21 protein-coding genes and 1 pseudogene are annotated in these 21,688 nt (G+C 61.3%); 6 read left to right on the top strand and 16 right to left on the bottom strand.

Translation table 11 applies throughout. The features are described 5' to 3' along the window. Positions 1-18: 18 nt before the first annotated feature. From FHT82_RS03060 to oiaX, 4 genes are all read right to left on the bottom strand, one after another. Complete coding sequence (locus FHT82_RS03060; protein ID WP_183726192.1) at positions 19-960, bottom strand: D-ribose ABC transporter substrate-binding protein; 942 nt, start codon at positions 958-960, stop codon at positions 19-21. Between the two features lie 159 nt (positions 961-1,119). Then, entirely contained in the window at positions 1,120-1,947 is an 828-nt protein-coding gene (locus FHT82_RS03055) for a phosphogluconate dehydrogenase C-terminal domain-containing protein (protein WP_183726190.1), read from the bottom strand. 151 nt (positions 1,948-2,098) lie between these two features. After that, positions 2,099-3,433, bottom strand: coding sequence for a four-carbon acid sugar kinase family protein (locus FHT82_RS03050; protein ID WP_183727251.1), 1,335 nt, complete (start codon positions 3,431-3,433; stop codon positions 2,099-2,101). A 5-nt stretch (positions 3,434-3,438) separates the two neighbouring features. Then, complete coding sequence (oiaX, locus tag FHT82_RS03045) at positions 3,439-4,695, bottom strand: 3-oxo-isoapionate-4-phosphate decarboxylase OiaX (protein ID WP_183726187.1); 1,257 nt, start codon at positions 4,693-4,695, stop codon at positions 3,439-3,441. 181 nt (positions 4,696-4,876) lie between these two features. Between oiaX and FHT82_RS03040 the strand changes: the two genes are divergently transcribed. Further along, complete coding sequence (locus tag FHT82_RS03040; RefSeq protein WP_183727249.1) at positions 4,877-5,581, top strand: transcriptional regulator NanR; 705 nt, start codon at positions 4,877-4,879, stop codon at positions 5,579-5,581. Between the two features lie 63 nt (positions 5,582-5,644). Here FHT82_RS03040 and FHT82_RS03035 read toward each other — a convergent pair whose 3' ends face one another. Continuing rightward, complete coding sequence (locus FHT82_RS03035; RefSeq protein WP_183726185.1) at positions 5,645-6,388, bottom strand: SDR family NAD(P)-dependent oxidoreductase; 744 nt, start codon at positions 6,386-6,388, stop codon at positions 5,645-5,647. A 225-nt stretch (positions 6,389-6,613) separates the two neighbouring features. Further along, complete coding sequence (locus FHT82_RS03030) at positions 6,614-7,168, bottom strand: hypothetical protein (RefSeq protein ID WP_183726182.1); 555 nt, start codon at positions 7,166-7,168, stop codon at positions 6,614-6,616. A 212-nt stretch (positions 7,169-7,380) separates the two neighbouring features. Between FHT82_RS03030 and FHT82_RS03025 the strand changes: the two are divergent. Beyond that, positions 7,381-7,787 (top strand): annotated as a pseudogene (locus FHT82_RS03025) (hypothetical protein). Between the two features lie 75 nt (positions 7,788-7,862). On the opposite strand, the gene FHT82_RS03020 reads toward FHT82_RS03025, so the two are convergent. Beyond that, positions 7,863-8,372, bottom strand: a complete 510-nt coding sequence (locus FHT82_RS03020) for an Hsp20/alpha crystallin family protein (RefSeq protein ID WP_183726180.1) — start codon at positions 8,370-8,372, stop codon at positions 7,863-7,865. Between the two features lie 338 nt (positions 8,373-8,710). Between FHT82_RS03020 and FHT82_RS03015 the strand changes: the two genes are divergently transcribed. Next, positions 8,711-8,932 carry a hypothetical protein gene (locus tag FHT82_RS03015; protein ID WP_183726178.1) on the top strand — a complete coding sequence of 74 codons (222 nt, stop codon included), beginning with the start codon at positions 8,711-8,713 and terminating at the stop codon, positions 8,930-8,932. Between the two features lie 61 nt (positions 8,933-8,993). Here FHT82_RS03015 and FHT82_RS03010 read toward each other — a convergent pair whose 3' ends face one another. Then, positions 8,994-9,626, bottom strand: a complete 633-nt coding sequence (locus FHT82_RS03010; protein ID WP_183726176.1) for a pyridoxamine 5'-phosphate oxidase family protein — start codon at positions 9,624-9,626, stop codon at positions 8,994-8,996. Positions 9,627-9,682: 56 nt separating this feature from the next. Continuing rightward, complete coding sequence (locus FHT82_RS03005; RefSeq protein WP_183726175.1) at positions 9,683-10,228, bottom strand: peroxidase-related enzyme; 546 nt, start codon at positions 10,226-10,228, stop codon at positions 9,683-9,685. A 120-nt stretch (positions 10,229-10,348) separates the two neighbouring features. Between FHT82_RS03005 and FHT82_RS03000 the strand changes: the two genes are divergently transcribed. Next, entirely contained in the window at positions 10,349-11,296 is a 948-nt protein-coding gene (locus tag FHT82_RS03000; RefSeq protein WP_183726173.1) for a LysR substrate-binding domain-containing protein, read from the top strand. Positions 11,297-11,553: 257 nt separating this feature from the next. Here FHT82_RS03000 and FHT82_RS02995 read toward each other — a convergent pair whose 3' ends face one another. From FHT82_RS02995 to FHT82_RS02965, 7 genes are all read right to left on the bottom strand, one after another. Next, the gene (locus FHT82_RS02995; protein WP_183726171.1) at positions 11,554-13,326 is read right to left on the bottom strand and encodes an SLC13 family permease; all 1,773 of its coding nucleotides are present in this window, start codon (positions 13,324-13,326) and stop codon (positions 11,554-11,556) included. Positions 13,327-13,488: 162 nt separating this feature from the next. Beyond that, a complete protein-coding gene (locus tag FHT82_RS02990) occupies positions 13,489-13,818 on the bottom strand; it encodes an L-rhamnose mutarotase (protein ID WP_183726169.1) in 330 nt (109 codons plus the stop codon). 4 nt (positions 13,819-13,822) lie between these two features. Further along, positions 13,823-14,941 (bottom strand): mandelate racemase/muconate lactonizing enzyme family protein, encoded by a 1,119-nt coding sequence (locus FHT82_RS02985; protein ID WP_183726167.1) that lies wholly within the window; start codon positions 14,939-14,941, stop codon positions 13,823-13,825. A gap of 8 nt (positions 14,942-14,949) precedes the next feature. Then, complete coding sequence (locus tag FHT82_RS02980) at positions 14,950-16,473, bottom strand: sugar ABC transporter ATP-binding protein (RefSeq protein ID WP_183726165.1); 1,524 nt, start codon at positions 16,471-16,473, stop codon at positions 14,950-14,952. Between the two features lies 1 nt (position 16,474). Beyond that, the gene (locus FHT82_RS02975; protein ID WP_183726163.1) at positions 16,475-17,431 is read right to left on the bottom strand and encodes an ABC transporter permease; all 957 of its coding nucleotides are present in this window, start codon (positions 17,429-17,431) and stop codon (positions 16,475-16,477) included. Next, positions 17,428-18,447, bottom strand: coding sequence for an ABC transporter permease (locus FHT82_RS02970; RefSeq protein WP_183726161.1), 1,020 nt, complete (start codon positions 18,445-18,447; stop codon positions 17,428-17,430). Before FHT82_RS02970 ends, FHT82_RS02975 begins: the two co-directional genes overlap by 4 nt. A gap of 85 nt (positions 18,448-18,532) precedes the next feature. After that, the gene (locus FHT82_RS02965; RefSeq protein WP_183726159.1) at positions 18,533-19,558 is read right to left on the bottom strand and encodes a sugar ABC transporter substrate-binding protein; all 1,026 of its coding nucleotides are present in this window, start codon (positions 19,556-19,558) and stop codon (positions 18,533-18,535) included. Positions 19,559-19,709: 151 nt separating this feature from the next. Here FHT82_RS02965 and FHT82_RS02960 point away from each other — a divergent pair, with 151 nt between their 5' ends. Next, positions 19,710-20,699 (top strand): alpha/beta hydrolase, encoded by a 990-nt coding sequence (locus tag FHT82_RS02960; RefSeq protein WP_183726157.1) that lies wholly within the window; start codon positions 19,710-19,712, stop codon positions 20,697-20,699. Continuing rightward, positions 20,671-21,687, top strand: a complete 1,017-nt coding sequence (locus FHT82_RS02955) for a GntR family transcriptional regulator (RefSeq protein ID WP_183726156.1) — start codon at positions 20,671-20,673, stop codon at positions 21,685-21,687. Before FHT82_RS02960 ends, FHT82_RS02955 begins: the two co-directional genes overlap by 29 nt. Position 21,688: the final 1 nt, after the last annotated feature.

Raw genomic sequence — 21,688 nt, 5'->3', positions numbered from 1 at the left:
TGCAGCGGTCGGTCCGCCTTACTTTGCCAGAGCAAAGGTCTCGAGCTTGCCGGCGTTGTCGGCATTGATGAGAACGCAGTCCATGAGCTGCTTTTCTTCCTTTGGTGCCGTCTTGTTCTTGATGTAGGCGTCAGCCTGTTCGACAGCCATCTGGGCCTGTGCATAGGCCGGCTGCAGCACGGTTGCCTTGATGCCGCCCGACTTGATGGAGTCGCGAACATCGTTCGAACCGTCGAAGCCGACGACGATCACGTCCTTGCGGCCGGCAGCCTGGAGAGCGGCGATCGCGCCCATGGCCATCGTGTCGTTGCCGGAGATCACGCCCTTGATGTCGGGATTGGCCTGCAGGATGGTTTCCATCTTGGCGTAGGCTTCCGTCTGGCTCCAGTTGGCCGACTGCTTGGCGACCGACTTCAGGTCCGGATAGTCGTCGATGACATCATGATAGCCCTGCGAGCGGATGCCGGCATTGGTATCGGACTCCTTGCCGACGAGCTCGACATAATTGCCCTTCTCGCCCATGAGCTTGACGAATTCCTGCGCGCCGAGCTGGGCGCCCTGATAGTTGTTGGAAACGATCTGGGCGACGGCCACGCCGGTGGCATTGATTTCGCGGTCGATCAGGAAGGACGGGATGCCGGCATCCTTGGCCTTCTTGACGGCGGCAACCGAAGCATCGGCGCCGGCATTGTCGAGGATGATCGCCTTGGCACCGCGGCCGATGGCGGTATCGATCATTTCCGACTGCTTGTTGGCATCGTCGTCATGGGTCATGACGAGCGCCTCATAGCCGAGTTCCTTGGCCTTGGCTTCGGCGCCGACAGCTTCCGCCTTGAAGAACGGGTTGTCGTGAGCTGGCGTGATGATGGCGATCAGGTCGGCCGAAAGGGCCGGCATGGCAACACCGAGCGAAAGTGCACCGGCAAAGGCCGCCAGGGTCAGTCTACGTGTAAGTTTCATGGTTTCTCCTCCCAGGTTTGACGCATGGCCGAACCAACCCCGGTTCGGTTGAAATCCATGCGAAATCGAAAACCGGCCCGTCTTCAAAGTCCCCATACGGGCCGGCAGAACGGCAAGGCCTGCGCCTTGCGTGCGACAAGGCTAGAGCCTTGCCATTGATCAGGTGATACGCCGGATGCTGTCGGCGATCTCCTGAGGTTCGAAGACCTTCTTCCAGTCGTCGCGCATGAGGGCTGGAATGCCGAACTCGATCGCCTTGTTGCAGGCATCCGAGAAGACGCCGTCGACTTCCTTGAAGATGACGGCGCCGAGCACGTTCATGTGGCCGAGCAGGAAGTCACGGGCGGCTTCCGCCGGGACGCCGCGGGCGACGCATTCGTCCATGGCCTGGCGCATGATGACGAGCAGCGAGGCGCAGACTGTTTCCGAAAGGCCGGGCTCCAGCATCGCCATCTGCTCGACGGTGACGCGATGCGAACGCATGACCGGCGCCCAGATCACCTTCGCGATCTCCTCACCCAGGCCATAGGCGCTTTCCGGACCCTGCATCAGGGCCGAGACGATGTGCTGCTTGGCAAAAAGGCCGCCGAAATGATCCTTCTTCGCCTGCATGTCCGTCTCGTCGTTGAAGATCGGCGGATGGCAGGGATGGGTGACGAAATAGGTGAGGTCGTCACGCTTTGGCAGGTGGCCGGCAAAGGGCGCGGCGGCGTCGAGAGCCACGACCATGGTGCCCGGCTTCAGCTTGTCGACGATGCCAGCGGCAACCTTGCCGATCGCGGTGTCCGGCACGGCCAGGATCACGACGTCTGCACCGTCGAGCGCGGCATCCGCCGGGGTGCAATCGATGCCGAGATCGTTCTTCAGGCGCGCCTTGCCGGCATCGCTGACCTCGACATGGCGAACGTGAAAACGGGAACCTTTGAGATTCTTGGCCAGCCGGTATCCCATTTTTCCGCCGGCGCCAAAGAGGGCAATTGCTGTCATGTTTCCTCACCTTTGTATGCGGGATTGGTATCGTAACTGGTATGATGAGTCAATCACCATGCCATCGTAAACAGGTTGTGGCGCTCCGCAAAACCGACGGTCTCGGCGAGCATCTTGTTCATCTTGACACTGTTGCCCACCCAATAGGTCATCAGGCCTTCCTTCCATCACGGATCTGCGCAAAATAGCCGTCTGCACCGACCTGCCCACCCTTCAGCGCGATCTGCAGCCCATCCGTGGGCGCGTAACCGCCATGGGCCGTGCAAAGCGGTGAACCGGGGGTCTGCGGCAGCGGCAGCAGGGTCGTCAGCGCATCGACGCGCAATTCTTTCAGCGCGTGGCTCGACGTATCTCCACCGGCGATGACCGCACGCGAAAGCCCCTCGGTTTCGACAAGGCGGCGCAGGATGGTGCCAAGCGCCCGACCCAGCCGATGACGAGCGCCGGGCAGTTGATCGATATCGGCGCCACGGTCGGCCGAAGGGCCAAGCGCAGTGTGCAGGATGACGCTGTGGCCTGTTTTCAGAGCGACGAGCCCCGCGGCAACCGCTGCATCCAGTGCGGCCTCCGCATTCGTGCCGACGAGCGCCAGCGGATCAAGCGGGATATCTTCGAAGCCATCGGCGATGGCCGTGCGGATCTGCCGCTCGGTCGTCGGCGACACGCTGCCGGAGACGGCGGCAAGCCGGTCGACCTTGCCCGGAGACTGGAACTCGACGCCGGGACCAATCAGCCCCTGTTCGCGCCAGGCATTGATGAGTGCGTACTCGATACCGGAGGAACCGGCGACGAAGCTGCCTTTTGCGGCCGTGATCCGCTTGAGTTGTCGGCCGGCTGCCGCCTGGCTCTCGGCGGAATCGACATCGAGAAGCAGGATACCGGATAGATCGGCAATCAGCTGATCGATCCCCGCATCGGCATCGGGCGAAGAAAGCAGCACCAGATCGGCCAATGAGACGGGAAGATCGGTCTGCTTGCCGAGATGAAGCGCAAGGTCCGCCTCATGCATTGGGGTGACCGGGTGGCGGCTCATGACGGGGTGCCGGTCGATGCGGAAGATGCGCCCCTGATAGGCGGCAAAGAGGTTGCCGAAGGCTGTGTAGCGCTTCAGTTGCGGCGCGCCGACGATGACGGGCACAAGCTTCTGCCCGAATGTCGCGCTGCCGACCTCGATTGCCTTGCCGATATTGCCGACCTCGGGCGCTGAATCGAAGGTCGAGCAGACCTTGTAGTGGCAGATGCCGGCCTTAAGCGCCTTCAGCCATTCAAGCGCTGGGGCAAGATGCTCCTGCATCCAGGCAGGGGTCTCGCTGCGGCTCGTTCCCGCAATGCCGACGGCACGGCAATCCGGGAATCGGTCGAGGATCGCTTGATCGGGAGTACCGAGGAACAACACCGTCGGAATGCCGTTGATGGCGAGCGACTCCATCACATCGGTGGAGCCGGTAAAATCGTCGCCGTAGTAGCTGACGAGCAGGTCGTGCATATCGCTCACCCCGCCTTGCCGTCGCCGAATTTGGCGATTGATGCGGCAAGCTCCGGATGATCCCTGGCATAGTCGTCGAGCGGAATGTCGGCGACCGCCGCCTGCCAGGCCTGTTGCACGGCGCGCACGCCAGCTGCCGGTCCCTGCGGATGGCTGACGATGCCGCCGCCGCAGAGATAGAGGAGATCGGTCGTGCGGCCGGTGCGCTGATAGGTCTCCGGCGCCTGGCCGCCCCACTGGCCGGAACCGGCAACCGGCAACGGGCAGTCGGAGGGGGCAAAGAGCGGCGTGCTGACCGCCTTGAACGAGGCGACGAAACTCTCGTCCGGCTCCCAATATTTCACGCGGATGCCGTTGATCTGGAACTGGTCGACGCCGAGCAGCCGCCAGAGCTGCTGATAGACCTTGAAATCGAGGCCGATGCCGGGATGGCGTGTCAGCACGTCCCAGCCGTTGCGATGCGCATGCAACACGAGGCCTGAGCGCTTGCGCAGGAAACTCATGCCGCCGAAGCCGACCGAATTGATGTTGACGACGGCGCAGTTGCCGCCCGCTTCCAGCACGAGATCGTGGTTGCGCATCATCTCGTCGGGATCGGCATGCGAGATACCGAAGGCATACATCACCTTCTTGCCGGTCTTCTGCTCGTGATCGAGAATGCGGGGCATAATCGCCGCCACACGCTCCTTCAGCGGCGAATAGGCAGGGCTCATCAGTTTCTCGTCGTCCTTGATGAAGTCGACGCCGGATGCGATCAGTTCGCCGACGAGCTCGGCAGTTTCATGCGGCCGCAGGCCGAGCGCCGGCTTGACGATCGTGCCGATGATCGGCCGGCCTTCGACACCGGTCAGGCGTCGGCTGCCGGGAATGCCGAATTGCGGGCCGGGATGGGCATCCCTAAAGGCTTCTGGCAGTTTCATATCGACGACGCGTAGGCCCGTCATGCCTTTTATCGAGAAGGTTCCGCCTATCGCGATCGTCATCAGCGCCGAAAGATCCGTGCCGATTGCATCGAGGGGGAAGGCGATATCGACATCGGCGCGCTGCAGCCCTACGCCCTCGGGCGCTTCCGGCCAGGAGGGATGGCGCCCATCTTCCAGCGGCCGAATGGCGAGCACGCGTGCAGCCACCCGCGACTTCAGCTCTTCCGTCTCGCCCGGAACCGGAACGAAGGTGCCGGTCGATTGATCGGAAGCGATCTTGTTCGCCATCGCTTCGACGCTGCCAGGCGTTTCGATGCGGTAGGTCAGGGTTATCATCATGAAATTGCCGGTTGCTCCTCTCGCCACGTCAAGAAGCCATGGCGTCAACTTGTAATCTGGTATAATGAGTATTCCATTTTCTGCAACGGATATTTTCAACAGGTGTGAATTTCGCGTGGCGCGCTTTGTCGTCGGTCGGTGAAAATGCTAAGGGAGAGAAGATTTGAGCCAGCGAGACGCCATGACCTCAGCCATCGAGCCCATTGTTCGTCGAAAACTGTCTGACGAGGTTTTTGACCGGCTGGAACGGCTGATTACCTCAGGAGAGTTGCAACCGGGCGACGAGATGCCCTCCGAGCGCGTTCTGATGGAACGCTTCGGCGTCGGCCGCCCGGCGATCCGCGAGGCGATGCAGTCTCTCGCCAACAAGGGCCTCGTCAGCATCTCGCACGGCGAGCGCGCGAAGGTCCTGAAGCTGACCGCCCAGTCGATCTTCCGGCAGGTCGATTTGACGGCGAAGATCATGCTGTCGCAATCGGCCGATTCGCTGGAACACCTGAAGAGCGCCCGTATCTTCTTCGAGCGCGGCATGGCGCGCGAAGCGGCGCAACGCGCCAAACGGGCTGATGTCGAGGCGCTTCGCGAGATCATCGACCATCAGCGTGCATCTCTCGGCCATGCCGAAGAATTCATTTCCGCCGACATGCGGTTCCACACCCGCATCGCCCAGATTTCCGGCAACCCGATCTATGTGGCCGTCAGCGAAGCCATGCTGGCATGGCTGAAGGAATATCACACGGAAATGCTGATCTGGACCGGCAAGGAAAAATACACTCTTGCCGAACATGAAGAGATTCTGGAACGCCTTGCTGCCAACGACGCCGATGGCGCCGAGGCGGCAGTACTCAAGCATCTGGAACGCTCGCGTTCGCTCTATATGAAGTAGGCAATAATGAAGTAGGCAGCCACTTGCGGCGAACGGGGCTGCCGTTCGCCCGCAAACAGAACGTCAGTGGTGACAGCAGTCCTCAGCCACTTCAGCCGCCGGCGGAACGTAAGCGGCAAATTCCTGCTCGAGAGCCTTGATGACGCTGGTGCGCCAGCCATCGGCAATGCGGTCGGAATAGGGATCGGGAAAGATATCCTCCTCGCCTCTTTCGAAGCCGTCGAATATTCCTGACGCCACCAGGCCGGGCGGCGACTTCGGTACCTCGAAGCCGCGTGTCATGTCGGTATCAACAGGGCCGGTGAAACAGTTGTGCACCGCGACACCGCGCGCTGACAGCAGCGCTCGGAAGGCCTGCATCAGATTATGTGCCGCCGCCTTCGAAATCGAATAGGCCGGTGTGGAAGCAACCGGCACCAGCGCCGATAGAGAGAGGTTGTTGACGATGGCGCCTTTCGATCGCACCAGTGCCGGCAGAAAGGCCTGGGTCACCCGCAGCGGCCCGAAGAAATTGACTGCCAGATGACGATTGATGATATCTTTATCGGCGAGATCGTCGGGCATGAAGATGCCGGCATTGTTGATGAGGATATCGAGGCCCTCGACAGTGGCGGCCGCCTTCTGGACATCCCACTCGTCGGTAATATCGAGTTTGACGAAGGTGACGCGCTCATCCTCATGGCGCTGCTCGCTGCGCGATCCTGCATAGACGCGCTTTGCACCGCGATGCAGCGCTTCGTCCATGAGAGCCCGGCCGATGCCGCGATTGGCGCCTGATATCAGGACCGTTTTGTTTTCGATGTTCAAGACATGCTCCTATAACTGATCTTGCCATCAGGAGGGGTTCCCTGATGATCGGCGAGGAGCCTAAGCCTGGGCGGCCAATATGCAGGAGTAACAAGGTTGGCGGGATTTCTGGGGTGCCCTCTCGCGACCCTGCCTTGCCGGGATTCCCACGGCCGGGGCGGATAGCCGAATTGTCGCGCAATCAACAGTCCGGCCGGCGACACGAGGGCAAACCCGATCATCTGATCAGTTTTCGATCTGCTGCTCCGAGACGACGCTGACGACGACTTCGTCGTTTCCGTTCGGATAGAGAGGCAGGTCGAGCGTGATCGCTTGCCTGCGCTCGGAAGACGACGCCTCGAAGAATTTCCTGATGCGCCCCTGACCATTCTTCTCGCCGGACGCCTTGGCGCGTGTCTCATCGACGAGGCGACGCTCAAAGGCTGCGGCGTCGATTTCCGCGAAGGCCATGGTGCAGCTTTCCACCCTGCTCTCGCCCACAGACGCCCGCGCGACGACGAGGGCTTCAAATGAGCCGTCTGCTTCCGCGGTCAGATTCCAGCCCTCCAGCGCGACCGGATTTTCTACCGGCGTGAGGCTGGTGGTCATATCCGTTGCAAGAGCCGGCCAGTTCCGGTCCTTCGCAGCGGCGACGGTGCGCTGGAAATCCGGCCCCCGCCCGAGGCAGCGTTCACCGAATTGACCAAACGGATCCGGCTGGTCGGCCGCCGCTGCGCCCGCAAGGCCGGTGAGAAGGATCGCCGTCGAGAGGCAGTCTGTGATCCTGCGCTTGCTTGCCATATGTCAGCCTCAATGCCTCCCCGGCATGTTCCATGCCGGCACTATCCACCTTAGCATTGCAATGAAAAGGGAGAAATCATGGCCGCAGCACCCAAAGCTTGCCGTGGGTTCATGTCGACCGCGGCGAGAAGGTCCGATCGCAGCTGACCATCCAGGGCCTTGCCCCTGGCAAAGATCGTCAACGCGCAATATTCATGCCGGAGAGGGTCACCATGAAAAAACTCATTTCGATCGCTGTCAGTGTCCTGCTTGTCGGCGCGCCCGCTTTTGCCCAGTCGAACGTGACCGCCACGCATACGAACCGCCCCATCGAGCACTACCGCGCCTATATCGGCGAGGCCGATCTCTTCAATTCAAAGGACCGGGCTCACACAACCTTGGCAGATCATCCGCCAGGATCGGGCGAATTTCCATCAGTATAGTATTCCTGACAATGACGACCAGTCGGCTCCTTCTTTGCCGATCCCGCCAATCGTCAATCACTCGAAACCATGCTCCGCAACGGCACCATGACCGGGAAGCTTCGGCAATGATCGTTCACGGCAATGTATGGGTTGATGTCGAGATCTATGGCAGCCAGGGGACCGGACGCTGGATCGATGTGACGGTTTCCGACTGAGACAAGGGCGAGAGGCGCGGGCTCCCATCTGGCCGAAGACGCAGCCGCCAGACGGCGGCCGCGTCTTCGTTTCGATCAGCTCTTGATGGCGATGCGCTTGACCTGCGACTGCGCCTTCTCGGTTTTCGGCAAGGTCACCGTCAGCACTCCGTTCTTGAAACGAGCCTCGACCTGGGCCTCCATAACCTCAGCGCCGAGCGGGATGCGCCGTTCGAAGCGTCCATAGTAGCGCTCGGAGAACTGGCGGTCCTTGTCCTCAGTCTCGGATCGCTTCTCGCCCTTCAGTGTCAGCACGCCGTCATTCAGCAGGACCTCGATGTCTTTCTCTTCGAGGCCGGGCACCTCGGCGGTCACCTTGATCTCTTTGTCGGTGTCGGAGATCTCGATATTCGGCCAGCCGGCGCTAAAAGCGCCGCGGCTGCCGAAGGAGGGCACGCCGGAGCCGAACCCCCTGAAGACGTCGTCGAACAGCCGGTTCACCTCACGATGCAGCGACAGGAAGGGATCACGGTCGTCATCGCGCAAGAGATTTGGAACGTGGTTGCCAGTGTCACGGCCCCACGGGATCAGATCACGAACACTCATGGTTTTCTCCTTTCTGTTGATTCCATTGGTAAAGCCTCCACCTGTGGGTGCGGGCGCAGCCCCGACATTTCGGGCTGGTGGAAGATGCTTGACCGGAAGCGGAAAGATGAATCGAGGGTTGCCCTCACAGCCATATCCTCCTCGCCAGCAGCATCGATACAAGAAACGCCAGGAGAAACCGGCGCCTCCTGACCGGAGTCAGGCCTTATCGGGCAGCCGACAATATTGATGTAATTCAGCAACTTGCGGATTCAAGGGGAGGAACTTCCCGACAGAGAAATTGATCTTTCCAGCAGCGTCACTAGGTTCAAGCGGAGGTAAAGAGAGGAGGAATGGATATGACAATGACTTCAGACGATGTCATCGCCATCCTTGGGCCTGTCGATAATACACTTGTGGCCGACATCATTGCGACCGGTGCAACGCAGGCCGAACTTGCAGAGGCATTTGCGTGGGTCAATAATGACGAGGCCTTGATGGGCGAGGGGCGACGCCTGGCGAGCGGCAGGGTTGCTGCGCTCATTGAGCTGCTGACTTCGGATGAAGAGGAGCCGCAATAGGAATGTTAGATATGCCGTCCCCTTCCAGACAGTGGCTCGGTATCAGCGCAATAGCCGAGTTTTAGCCGACATCTCCACCGCGCGCGACCTGTGCCCGCAAGGCGGCATTTTCTGCTTCCAGCTCCGTCAGGCGCTGACGAAGCGGCTCTACGGCGACGGCAATTTCCGCTTCGGTATAGCGCGGCGTGATATGCTGCGGGCAATTCCAGTCGAAGGCTTCGAGGCGCAGGCGGAAGAGACGTTCCGGCTTTGCCCGATAGGAAGGAGAGGCAAGCAGCTCGGTAAGTGCGGGATCGGTATCAAGCCCCAGCTTTTCGGCATGGGCATAGATCTTCAGCCGTGCGCGGCGGGGATAATCCATCAAGAACAGGCACACCTTATCATTGGCGGCGAGATTGCCGGTGCTGATGTACTGGCGATTGCCGCGATAGTCCGCAAAGGCAAGCGTGCGATCGTCGAGTACCTTCAGGAAACCCTGCGGACCACCCCTGTGCTGCACATAGGGCCAGCCGGTTTCGGAAACGGTGGCCATGTAGAAGCTGTCGCGGGAAGCAATGAAGGCGCTCTCGTTTTCGGTGAAGCGGTCGAAGCTCCGGTCGGTCGGCAGGTTCGTCCAGAAGTCCTGGACACCCATTTCCGCCTGCGCGGCGCGCACGCTAGGGGTCGAGGCTATGTCGAGAAATCCATAGGACATGATCCATCTCCTCAAAGGGTTGGGAGGGGCGGAGCTTCAGCCCCGTTCCTCGTCCGTCAGGCCGCATTGGCAGCGGGGACTGCCGGGAAGTCGATATCTGTCTTGGCGACTTCGTTCAGATAGTTGGTGAAGGTGTTTTCGGCGACCAGAGCGACGATTTCGACGATCTGCGCATCCGAAAAGCCTGCAGCTCGCACGGCAGCGATATCGGCGTCGGAGACGTGGCCGCGTGCCTCGGCGATCTTTGCCGCAAAGCCGACGGCGGCATTCGCCTTGGCATCGGCTGATGCGCCCTTGCGGTTGAGGGCAATTTCTTCCGGGCTGATCTTTGCCAGGTTGAGGCCGAGATAGGTGTGGGCGGACAGGCAATAGTCACAGCCGTTCACCTCTGCGACGGCAAGCGCGATCCGCTCACGCGTCTTGACATCGAGCGTTTTGGAAAGCCCGCCCTGAAGGCCGGTGAATGCCGCCAGGGCCGCCGGGCTGTTGGCGATCAGACGAAACAGGTTCGGGACGAAGCCGAGCGCCTTCTGGATGCCGTCAAGCGTCGGCTTGGCTGCTTCCGGTACGTCGTCGCGGGTGGGGATGGAAATACGGGACATGGAAATCTCCTTCGGGACAGCCGAGCTGCAATTGGCTTGGCGAGCTCAATGTGTCGATTTCCAATCACAAAGAGAATATGCTCTAAGTGAAAGTGATTTTACCAGAAATTGGAAGAATAAGTGGACCGGTTCGAAGCCATGTCGATGCTGCTGGAGGTGGTGGACAAGGGAAACCTGTCTGCGGCCGGCCGGTCGCTGAAAATTCCCCTGCCGACGCTGAGCCGCAGGATCACCGAGCTGGAAACGCTGCTGGGAACGAAGCTGTTGACCCGCACCACCCGGAAAATCGCCCTGACCGATGCGGGCGCCACCTATGTCGAGGCGGCAAGGCGCATCCTCGAGCAAGTGGAAGAGGCCGAGCGTCAGGCATCGGGCGAATTCGCCATGCCGAAAGGCGAGTTGGTGATCACCGCACCGATGCAGTTCGGCCGTCTTCATGTGCTGCCTGTCGTGGTGGACTTTCTGGCAGCCTTTCCGGCAATCAACGTGCGGCTGATGTTGGCGGATCGCAATATCGATCTCGTCGACGAACATGTCGATATGGCCGTGCGTATTGGCAATCTGCCCGACAGCACCATGGTCGCAACGCGAGTCGGTTCGGTTCGCAGGGTGGTCTGCGGCAGTCCGGCCCTCTTTGCCAGCCGCGGCATGCCGAAGGAGCCGGCCGATCTCATGGACTTTCCCTGCATCAGCGTCGAGGTTTTGACCTCGATGACCGGTTGGCAGTTCCGGAAACCCGGTCAGTCGAAACCCATCGAGGTGGCGATCACGCCGCGGCTTTCCGTTACCACGACCGAGGCGGCGGCCGAAGCCGCCATCCGCGGCACCGGTGTCACGAGGCTGCTTCACTATCAGGTCGTGGGGGAGATCGCGGCCGGCGCGCTCAAGCTCGTACTCGAGGACTTCGAACCGGAGCCCGCTCCGATCCATCTGGTTCATCTCGCCCGCGGTCAGATGCCGCTCAAGATGCGCCACTTTCTGGATTTCGCCGCCCCCCGGCTGCGGACAAGCGTAGCCTCCCTGCAATCTTCTTCCCTGCACGAAGAACCCGCGGTACGCCCACCGTGAGGCGGCGGGCATACCGAAAGCATGTCAAGAAGGTTTCGCCGGCAAGAGTTTCGGTAAAGGACCGTCGCTATTCGGATACGACGCCGGGTTTGGGTGGCATTGCCGATTCCGCAATCAATGGAAGAATTTTCGAAAAGTATGGGATCATGCTCCATGTGGAGCGCTACGGCTGTTATGCGGTTCATAGGCAGAACGTGTAGCAAGACTGGCTCTCTCCGTGCGTCTGGCGCGTTCTGTTGACCCGCGCGTACCAGCAATCAGTTCACGGGCCACACGTACAACAGCACCGGCACGCTCGCGATAATGATCAGAAACGACAGCGGAAGGCCGAGGCGCGGGTAGTCGGAGAATTTATATCCTCCCGGACCGAAGACTAGTGTGTTGCATTGGTGGCCGACCGGGGTCAGGAAATCGCAGCCGGCACCGATCGCCACCGCCATCAGGAAGGCCTCCGGCCGGAAGCCGAGATCGGTGGCAAAACCGACGGCGATCGGCCCCATGACAAGCACGGTGGCGGCATTGTTGAGAAAGGGCGTTACGGCCATCGCTGCGACAAGAATCAAGCCGAGCGCGCCCCAGGCCGGCACGCCCTTGGCGATGTCGCCAAGCCCATGGGCGATGAGATCGCTGCCGCCTGAAGTGCGCAAGGTATCGGAGACGGGGATCAAGGCTGCAAGCATGATGAGGATCGGGCCGTCGACCGACTTGTAGATATCGGCAAGCGGGATCGCCCGGAAGACGACCATGCCAAGCGCCGCCGCAAAGAAGGCGACAGGCACCGGCGCAACGCCGACCGCCGTCGTCGCCATGGCAAGCGCCAGGATGATCAGCGGAATGAAAGCCCGCCGGCGCGTGCCGAGCAATATTTCGCGCTGGGCAAGTGGCAAGAGGGTAAGATCCTGCATGACGACTGGCAGGTTCTCACGGCTTCCCTGCAGCACCAGCACGTCGCCGGCTGCAAGTGTCAGATTGGCAAGGCGCTCCTTCAGCCGTTCGCCATGCCGGCTGATGGCCAGCAGATTGACGCCGCGCGTATAGGCGAGTGCAAGTTGCTTGACGGAACGGCCCTTCAGGGGCGATTCCTGGCCGATCACCACCTCGATCGAGATGACCTCCGCCTTCATCTGCCCGCTCCCTATGATTGGCTTGCCGGAGAGCTGCAGCTTTCCGGCCGATACGATGCGGTCGAGCGCGGCCGGCGGACCTTCCAGAAGCACGATATCGTTTTCCCGGAGTGTCAGATCAGGGAAAGGGGACATGCGCGTCGCGCCGCGCAGGATGGCAGTGGCGATCGCTTCGCCGTCGCCCGGTTTGACGAGAACGCTGATCGGCTTTTCCAAGACAGCCGATTCAGCCGTAACCAGCGCTTCCGAGGTATAGTTCTTGATCTCGACCGCTTCCTCGATCGAGCTGCCCTGTTTCGTACGACTTGGCACCAGCCAGTGAAAGAAAATCAGAAAGGTGATGCCGACGATCGTCAGGGCGCCGCCGACCGGCGTGAAATCGAACATGGTGAAGGAGTTGCCCGTCATTTCCGCCCTCAGCCGCGAGACGACGATATTCGGCGACGTACCGATCTGCGTCATCAGGCCGCCAAGCAAGGCGGCGAACGACATGGGCATCAGATATTTGGACGGTGAGAAGCCCGACTTCCGGGCAAACTGAAAGGCGACCGGCATCATGATCGCCAGCGCGCCGATATTCTTGATGAACGCGGAAAGCAATGCCACGGCAATCATCAGCAGGGCAAGCTGGCTGTGCAGCGTATTGAGGTTCGGAAAGAATCGCTTGATCGCCATGTCGACGACGCCCGAACGTGCGACCCCGGCTGAGACGATCAACGCGCTGCCGACGATAATGACGATCTCATCGGAGAAACCGGAAAATGCCTTGTCCGGAGGGACGATTCCGACCGCGACGGAGAGAACAAGCGCGCAACACGCGACGACGTCATATCTGAACCGATCCCAGATAAAGACCCCCATCATCATGGCTATGACCGAGAATGCGAGGATCTGCTGCGTTGACATCCGGCTCCATGGGTGTGCGAATTATCGATGAACTCGAAATGAGACAGGCGAGGATGCACGGAAAACGTCTTCCGGGACTGATGAGTTCCACGGGCTTGCCGCTAAATCGGAACCGGTGATCCACGACACAGGATAGGTGCGCGGCGGTTCATCGCTCCTGCCTCAATCGAGGTGAAACACCTCCGGCATCATCGCCCACCACTCACCATCCTTGCGGGTCGCGAGAGGCTTCTGGCAGGGAATGCAAGCGGCCCACCATGCCTGGTTTGCCGGATCGGCGGCCATCTTGGCCATATCGGCCGTGAAATCGTCGCCCACATATTCCAAATAGCCGAAGAGCAGGTTTTCCGGCTCCTTCAGGAAGATCGAATAGTTGGTGATGTTGCAGGCGGAGATCAGCGCCAGGATCTCCGGCCAGGCGGCCGCATGCAGCGCCTTGTATTCCGTGACTTTGTCCGGCTCTAGGCCGATCACCATGCCCATACGCTGCATGTCGCTACTGCCTTTGCGTAACGTCCGTCGTGAATTCGGCGATGCTGCGGGCCTTCACCGCATCCCAATCCCAATCGATGCCGATGCCGGGTTCGGAGGGGGCGATGGCGCGGCCATCGCGGATTTCCATGCCTTTGGTGGTCAGGTCGTCGAGCTGCGGGATATATTCGACATACTTGCCGTTTTGAATGGCGCAGACGAGGCTGACATGCAGTTCCATCAGGAAATGCGGGCAGACCGGAATGTCGAAGGCTTCGGCCGCATGCGCCACCTTGAGCCAGGGCGTAATGCCGCCGATGCGGGCAACGTCGACCTGGACGATGGAGCAGGCACCCTTCTGCATATATTCGCGGAAATGCCGGATCGAATAGAGGGATTCGCCGACGGCGATCGGCGTCGGGGTTGAGCGGGAAAGCCGGATATGCCCGTCGAGATCGTCGGCCGGCAGCGGTTCCTCGATCCAGGCGAGGTCGAGTTCCTTCAGCCGTTCTGCCCGGCGGATGGCTTCATCGACGGTAAAGCCCTGATTGCAGTCGGTCATGATCTCGAAACCGTCACCGAGTGCTGCGCGCATGGCAGACAGCCGGTCATAGTCCTCGGCGCCGTGCGGCCTGCCGATCTTCACCTTCGAGCCGGAAAAGCCCTTGGCCTTGGCCTGCAGGGCGTCTTCGACGAGCGCCTGCTTCTCGATATGCAGCCAGCCGCCTTCGGTCGTATAGAGCGGGCAGCTGTCCTTGGCGCCGCCTGCGAGTTTCCAGAGCGGCAGTTTCTGTTTCTTCGCTTTTAGATCCCACAGTGCGGTATCGACGGCGGCGAGCGCCAGCGCCGTGATCGCTCCGATCGTCGTGGCGTGGGTGGCAAATTCCAGCTTGTGCCAGATCGCCTCGATGCAATCGGCATCCTCGCCGATCAGCAGCGGGACCAGATGGTCCGACAGAAGCCGCATGACGGAGGAGCCGCCGGTGCCGATCGTATAGGAATAGCCGATGCCGGAAGCACCGTCGGAATCGGTGATGGTGACGATTGGCGTTTCCTGGCTGACGAAGCTCTGGATCGCATCGGTCCGCTTCACCTTGGGCGGCAGGTCCACCATGCGCAGTTCGATCTTTTCAATGCGGGCCATGCTTCCTCCTAACTTGCCGTGCGGGTCTGACCGGGTTCGGCCGCGTGGATTGCCGACATGATGGCGCGGCTCGCCGTCTCATATTTGCGGTCGTTCTGATATTCGTGGACGATCCTGAAGTCGTGCATGACGAGGATGCGGTCGGCGAGCGCCACCATTTCCGGCATGTCGCTCGAGATCAGCAGGATCGACATGCCCTTGTCGGCGAGCCCGTTGATCAGCTCGTGAATATAGGCCTTGGCCTTGATGTCGATGCCGACGGTCGGCTCGTCGATGAAAAGGATATCGACATCGGCTGCCAGCCACTTGGCGAGCGAAACCTTCTGCTGGTTGCCGCCCGAGAGGTTGCCGACGAGCTGCTCCAGATTGGGCGTGCGGATTTCCAGTTGTCGTGCAAGCGGGGTAGCGGTCTTCAATTCCTGGCCGGCGCCAATCAGGCCAAGGGTCGAGGCGATCCTGCCCCAGACCGTCATGGCAATGTTGGAGCGGATCGGATGGGCAAGGATGACACCCTCATGTTTCCGGTCCTCGCTGACATAGCCCATGCGGAAGCGCTTGATCGCTTCTTCCACTGAGCGGATACGTACAGGCTTGCCGTCGATCTCAATTGTGCCGGACGTTACCTTGTCCTTGCCGATGATGGCGCGGATCAGTTCGGTGCGTCCGGCGCCGACAAGGCCGTAGAGGCCAAGGATTTCGCCACGGCGCAGCGAGAAGGAAATATCGCTGTGGCCGGCAGCGGTGGCAACGTCGCAAAGCTCAAGCTTGGGCATGCCTTCCTGTGATTTGCCTGCGCGGGCGATCACCGGCCGTTCGGCGCGGCCGATCATCGCCTCGATCAGCGTCTGCCTTGTCATGCCGGCCATCGGCGCGCCGCGCAGTGTCGTTTCCCCGTCGCGCAGCACCGTGACGCGGTCGCAAAGGCTCAAGACCTCTTCGAGCTTGTGGCTGACGAAGAGGATTGCCGTTCCCTGATCGCGCAGCTGGCGCACGAGGCGGAAGAGGATTTCGGTCTCGGCATCGGTGATCGATGCGGTCGGCTCGTCGAGCAGCAGCACCTTCGCCTTGTGGCTGAGAGCCTTGGCGATCTCCACCATCTGCATCTGCGCGACGCCGAGACGCCGGACTTCCATTGCCGGATCGATATCGAGGCCGACCTTGAGCAGATGCTCACGCGCCTCATCGTTGGCGCGGCGGAAATCGACGAGGCCGTTTCGAACCGGCAGGCCCTCCAGAAGGATGTTCTCGGCAACCGAGAAGCGTGGAATGAGGTTGCGCTCCTGATGCACGGCAGAAATGCCGAGCGCGATCGCATTCCGCGGCGAGGCAAGCGACAGCGGCGCATCGTCCAGCGTCATTGTCCCGCTGTCGGGCCGGTGAACGCCGGTGATGATCTTGATCAGCGTCGATTTGCCGGCGCCGTTTTCGCCCATCAGCGCGTGGATCTCGCCGCTATTCAACGTCAGCGAGGCGTAGTTGAGCGCCCTGACGCCGGGAAAGGACTTGCCGATCTTGTCGAGAACGAGCGCCATCTCAATCCTCCCCGACCCGGATTGCGCGATAGCGGTTGATCCAGACGGCGGCAAGGATCAGCGCGCCGAGCAGGAAGGTGACCCAATAGGGATCGACTGCCAGCAGTACCATGGCGTTCTGGATCAGCCCGACCAAGAGCACGGCGATGAAAGTGCCGAGAATGGATATGGAGCCGCCGGCGAGACTCGCACCACCGATGATCGGAGCCGCAAAGGAAATGACCACCCAATCCGCGCCGATCGTCGGCTGCGCTGACCCGAGTTGGGCGACCGCGAGCACGCCGGCAGTCGCGGCAAGCAGGCCTGACAGTACATGCGCCATGATGGTGGCACGCGCAACGGAGATGCCGGAGAGTTCCGCTGCATGGCTGTTGCCACCGACCGCCAGCATATAGCGGCCCTCAACTGTGCGGGCAAAGAAGATCACGAGCAGCACGGTGACCAGCAGCGGCACGATCAGCAGCATCGGGAAAGGCCCGAACCGCCCATTGCCGAAAGCGACGAAGGCCGGCGAGAGATTGTAGAAGGGAATGGCCCTGGTGATGCCGAGATTGATGCCGGCAAAGGCCGAACCGGTTGCCAGCGTCACGATGAAACCGTTGATGCCGGTGCGCACCGTCAGCCAGCCATTGACGAAACCGGCAAAGCCGCCGAACGCGATGCCAATGATGATGGCGACGATCGCCGGCAAGCCCCAGACGTCCATCAGGCCGCCGGTGACGACAGCGACGAGCCCACCGAGCGCTCCGACCGAAAGGTTCATCTGTCCGACGCCGAGCATCACCATTTGGCTGAAGGCAACGAGCAGCGACACGCAGATGCTGCGCAGCATGACGAACCAGTTGAATTCCGTCATGAAGGCGGGAGAGGCGAGGCTGAGCGCGATGCCGCCGGCGATCACACCGACAAGGATGCCGGACCACTGCGTCCGTGCGGCCAGAGAAATGAGCGTCTTCATGCACGCCTCGTCTGTTCGCGGATGGCGAGCCTCGTCCGGTAGCGTTCGAAGAGGATCGCCGAGAGCAGGAAGATGCCGAGGAAGAGCTGCAGCCAGAAATTCCCGACCTGCAGCACGAGCAGGCCGCTGCGGATGGTTGCGACCAGCAGCGCGCCGAGGACTGTACCGATGACCGAGACCATGCCGCCGGCCAGCGCCGTGCCGCCGATGACGGGCGCGAGGAAGGAGGGAAGCAGCCAGTCGTCGCCGGCAACCGCGGGCATGGCCGCCGAAAGCCGCGATGTCAGCATCAAAGCGGCAGCACCAGCGAGCACACCCGAGAGCACATGAACGAGAATGGTGATCCGCCCGACCGGGATGCCCGACATTTCCGCCGTGCGCGCGTTGGCGCCGACGGCCAGGACCTGCCGGCCGAGCACCGTATGCTTGAACAGGATGTAGAGCGTTGCGCCGATCACAAGGGCGACGATCGCCAGAGACGGTACCGGGCCGATGCTGCTGCGGCCGAAGGCACCGAATGTTGCCGGCAATCCGTTCAGTGGCACGCCCTTGGTGAAGATCAGCATGCCGCCGGAAAACAGGCTGGCGCTCGCAAGCGTGACGATGAAGCTGTTGACTCCGGTCTTGACGATGGCCAGCCCGTTGAGCGCGCCGAGCAAGCCGCCAAAGGCAAGGGTCAGGAGGATCGCAACCGGAATGGGAAGGCCGGCCATCTGCATCAGATAGCCGGCGGCCATCACGCAGCAGACGCCGATGGCACCGACCGAGAGGTTCATGCCGCCGGTTGCCAGCACCACCATCTGCGCAAAGCCGACCACGACATCGATCGCGACCGAACGCCCCATTGAATTCAGGTTGAAGCGCGACAGGAAGCCCGGCGCAAGGCTGGTGAAAACGGCCCACAGGATCAGAAGAACGATCAGAAGCCCAAGCTGCGCCGGTCCTCTGGTCAACAATCCGAGCAGGCTGTGTCTGCCTGTATCGGGGACGGGACTATCATTGTCGATGGGTGCCATGTGCTGGGATGACCGGTATCGTTAAATGGAAGTGGGTAACGTGGATAATCTGGGGCGAGGCCTGTTCGGCCTCGCGCCATTTTCCTCACTTGCAGGAGAGGTAGGTGTCCTTGAAACCAGCCTGCAGCTTCTTCGTCAGCGCCTTCAGGTCGTCCTTATAGCTGTCGACGTTCTTGGCGGAGATCAGCAGCGTGCCGGAATCGACGAAATGCGCCGTCTGCGGCGTTGCGATCCACGGGGCGTCGGCCTTCACGCTGCAGCCTCCTGCCATCTGGTCCAGCACATAGGCGCCGATATAGGCCTGGCCATAGGGGTTCTGCGCCATCGTGCCGGCGACGAAGCCGTCACGAATGCCGTCCAGGATGATCTTGTCGTCATCGATGCCGACGAGCTTGATCTTCTTGTCACCGAGGTTCTTGAGTGCAGTCGCGGCCACCACCGAGGAAATGTATCCGGTGGCAATCAGCCCGTTGATCTTGTCCTTCTGCGCAGCGAGCAGCGCGTTGATCTTCTGGTCGCCCTGTTCCTGGCTATCGGTATCGCCGACCGTCTGCAGCAGCGTGACGGCGCCGTTCGTTTCACCGACTGCCTTTTCGACGGCTTTGACGCGCAGCGTCGTGTTCGGATCGACGAGCAGGCCGGCCAGATGAACGATCGTGCCCTTGCCGCCCATGGCTTCGATCAGCGCCTTGGTACCGAGATAGGCCGACTGCGAAACATCGGTCGCCAGGCAAAGCCCGACATCGGTCGGATCCTGCGCGCAGCCGCCGAGCGCGACGGATGGAATGCTGTTGCTCTTCATTTCCGAGACCGTGGCATTGACGCCGACCGCATCGCCCGGAAAGACGCCGAAGCCGTTGGTGCCCTGTGCCGCGAGGCTCTCCAGAAGCTCGGTCTGCGCCTCAAGCTTCCATTCGCTCGGCACTTTGTACTCGACCGCGGCGATGCCGAAATCCTTCACGGCATCAGCTGCAGCCTGTTCCCAGGGCGCGAAATAGGGGTGCGGACCACCCGGAACCAGGGCGATCTTGTTATCCGAGGCGAAGGCGCTGAGCGGCGCAACTGCCACGGAGCATGCAAGGCCTGCAGCAACGAAACTGCGAATTGTCATGACATCCTCCCGTTTTGGGCAAGTCCGGTCCTCTTCCAGCATTGCCATATCCAATCGCTAACACGATCGAATATCGCATGCAATATTCGATTATTGACTTTCTTGTCATCTTCCGTTTCCATCGCACCGGGCAATCGACAGGGAGGCGTTGATGGAGCCGCAAGAGAAACAGGCACATGTCGACCGATCGAGACTTCTGCCGGAATATCGGATCATGCTGGAGGAGCAGGACGCGCTTGGCGGAGCTGTGATGGAGACGCTCCCGCCACAGCAGGCACGCGCCGATTCCGAGATGCGGCTCGCCCTTCATTGGGGCGAAAAGGACAAGGTCTCCGGCATCGACGATCTCGAAATTCCAAATGGCGATACCAGGTTGAAGGCGCGGCTCTATCGCATTGCTGGAAGGAAGCGGACCATTCTGTTCTTCCATGGCGGCGGCTGGATGGTGGGCAGCATCGAAACTCATGACGGTCCCGTTCGGGCGCTCGCCAATGCCGCCCGCGCCAATGTGCTGTCGGTCGAATACCGCAAGGCGCCGGAAGCGCCGTTTCCGGCCGCTTTCGAGGATGCTGAAGCGGCACTTCTCTGGCTTCAGGAGAATGGTGAGGCGCGGGGGCTCGAGGCAGGCAGGCTGATCCTCGCAGGCGACAGCGCGGGCGCAAGCCTTTGCGCATCTCTTGCGATCCGCGCGCGCGATCTTGGCGTCGGGCTTACGGGGCAGGTCCTGATCTATCCGGCGACCGATCTCTCGGGCACGACCGCAAGCCGCGCTGAGTTCGCAACCGGCTTTTCGCTCGATCAATCGACGATGATCTGGTTTGCGGAAAATTATCTCTCCGGCGGCACGCCGCCTGCTGATCCCCGGGTATCGCCGCTGCTGGCGAGCAACCTCGCGGGCCTCGCGCCGGCCTTGCTGATCACCGCCGATCACGATCCGTTACGGGATGAGGGCCGTGCTTATGCACAGCGCTTGATTGCCGCCGGAAATGACGTCTGTTACGAGGAGTGGCAGGGAACCATCCATGGTTTCTTCATCATGGATCGCGCAGGCAAGACCGCCCGCAAGCTGATCGGGCGCATCGGGGAATGGGCAGAGAGCCTCTGGAACAGACATGACGATGCCGAGCGAGGTGGAGACTGAAGCCGCCGCTGCGGCTGTTCGGTCGGAGCCGATCTATCTGACGATCTACCAGGTTCTACGCGACCATCTGGAACGGCGCGCGCTGACGCCGGGCCTCGTTCTCGGCCAGGCCAACGTGGCGCGCGCTTTCAATGTCAGTCGTATTCCGGCAGGGATCGCGCTGGCCCGGCTCCTGTCCGAAGACCTTATTCAAACCTTCGAAGGGCGCGGCTACATCGTGCCCGGCGGTGATCCGCGGCGCGGTGACCTTTTTGCGGCCGGCCTCGACCTGCCGCATTCGCTCACCGTGCCGGTCGTCAATCGCCGGGAGCAGATCTATCCGGAAGTCGAGCACGCCGTTGCCGTCTGTCTTGCCTATGGCCGTTTCCTATTGAACGAAACGGCGCTGGCCCAGCATTACGATGTCAGCCGCACCATCGCCCATGAAGTGCTGACGCAGCTCGAACGCAGCGGTGTTATCGAGCAGGACAGCAACAACCGATGGTATGCCGGGCCGCTCAGCGCCAAGGTTTTCCGCCATCACTACGACATGCGCCGTCTGCTGGAGCCGGAGGCCCTGCGCCAGGCCTATCCCTTCCTGCAGATGGAAGGCCTTGAAGAGCGCCGGCAAAGGCTGAAAGCTCTCGGCCCCTATCCGCAGGCGCCGGAGAGGCTGGAGCAGGCTGAAGCCGACCTGCATCTCGATTCACTCGCACCCTGCCCCAACACGGTGCTTCTTGCAGCCGTACGCCGAAGCCAACGCGTCCTCATCGCCACCCACTCGACCTTCGCCAAGCTTCGCACTGAAGCGGAAATTTCGATGATGATATCAGAACATACGCGTGTCTATGACGCGCTTCTGGCCGGCGGTATCGACGAGGCCTGTGCCGCACTCGCCGATCACTTGCGCCGGGCGCTCGACCCCAACCTGAAGATCCTCCAGCACCTGCCTGCGATGCCCGCGGGCCTGACGCCACCCTATCTGATCCAAGTGAAGGGCGAGCGCTGAG

This window comes from Rhizobium sp. BK275 (assembly GCF_014193555.1).
Classification (GTDB): domain Bacteria; phylum Pseudomonadota; class Alphaproteobacteria; order Rhizobiales; family Rhizobiaceae; genus Rhizobium.
The sequence above is the reverse complement of the archived record's forward strand: the minus strand, read 5'-3'. Positions and strand labels throughout refer to the sequence as shown.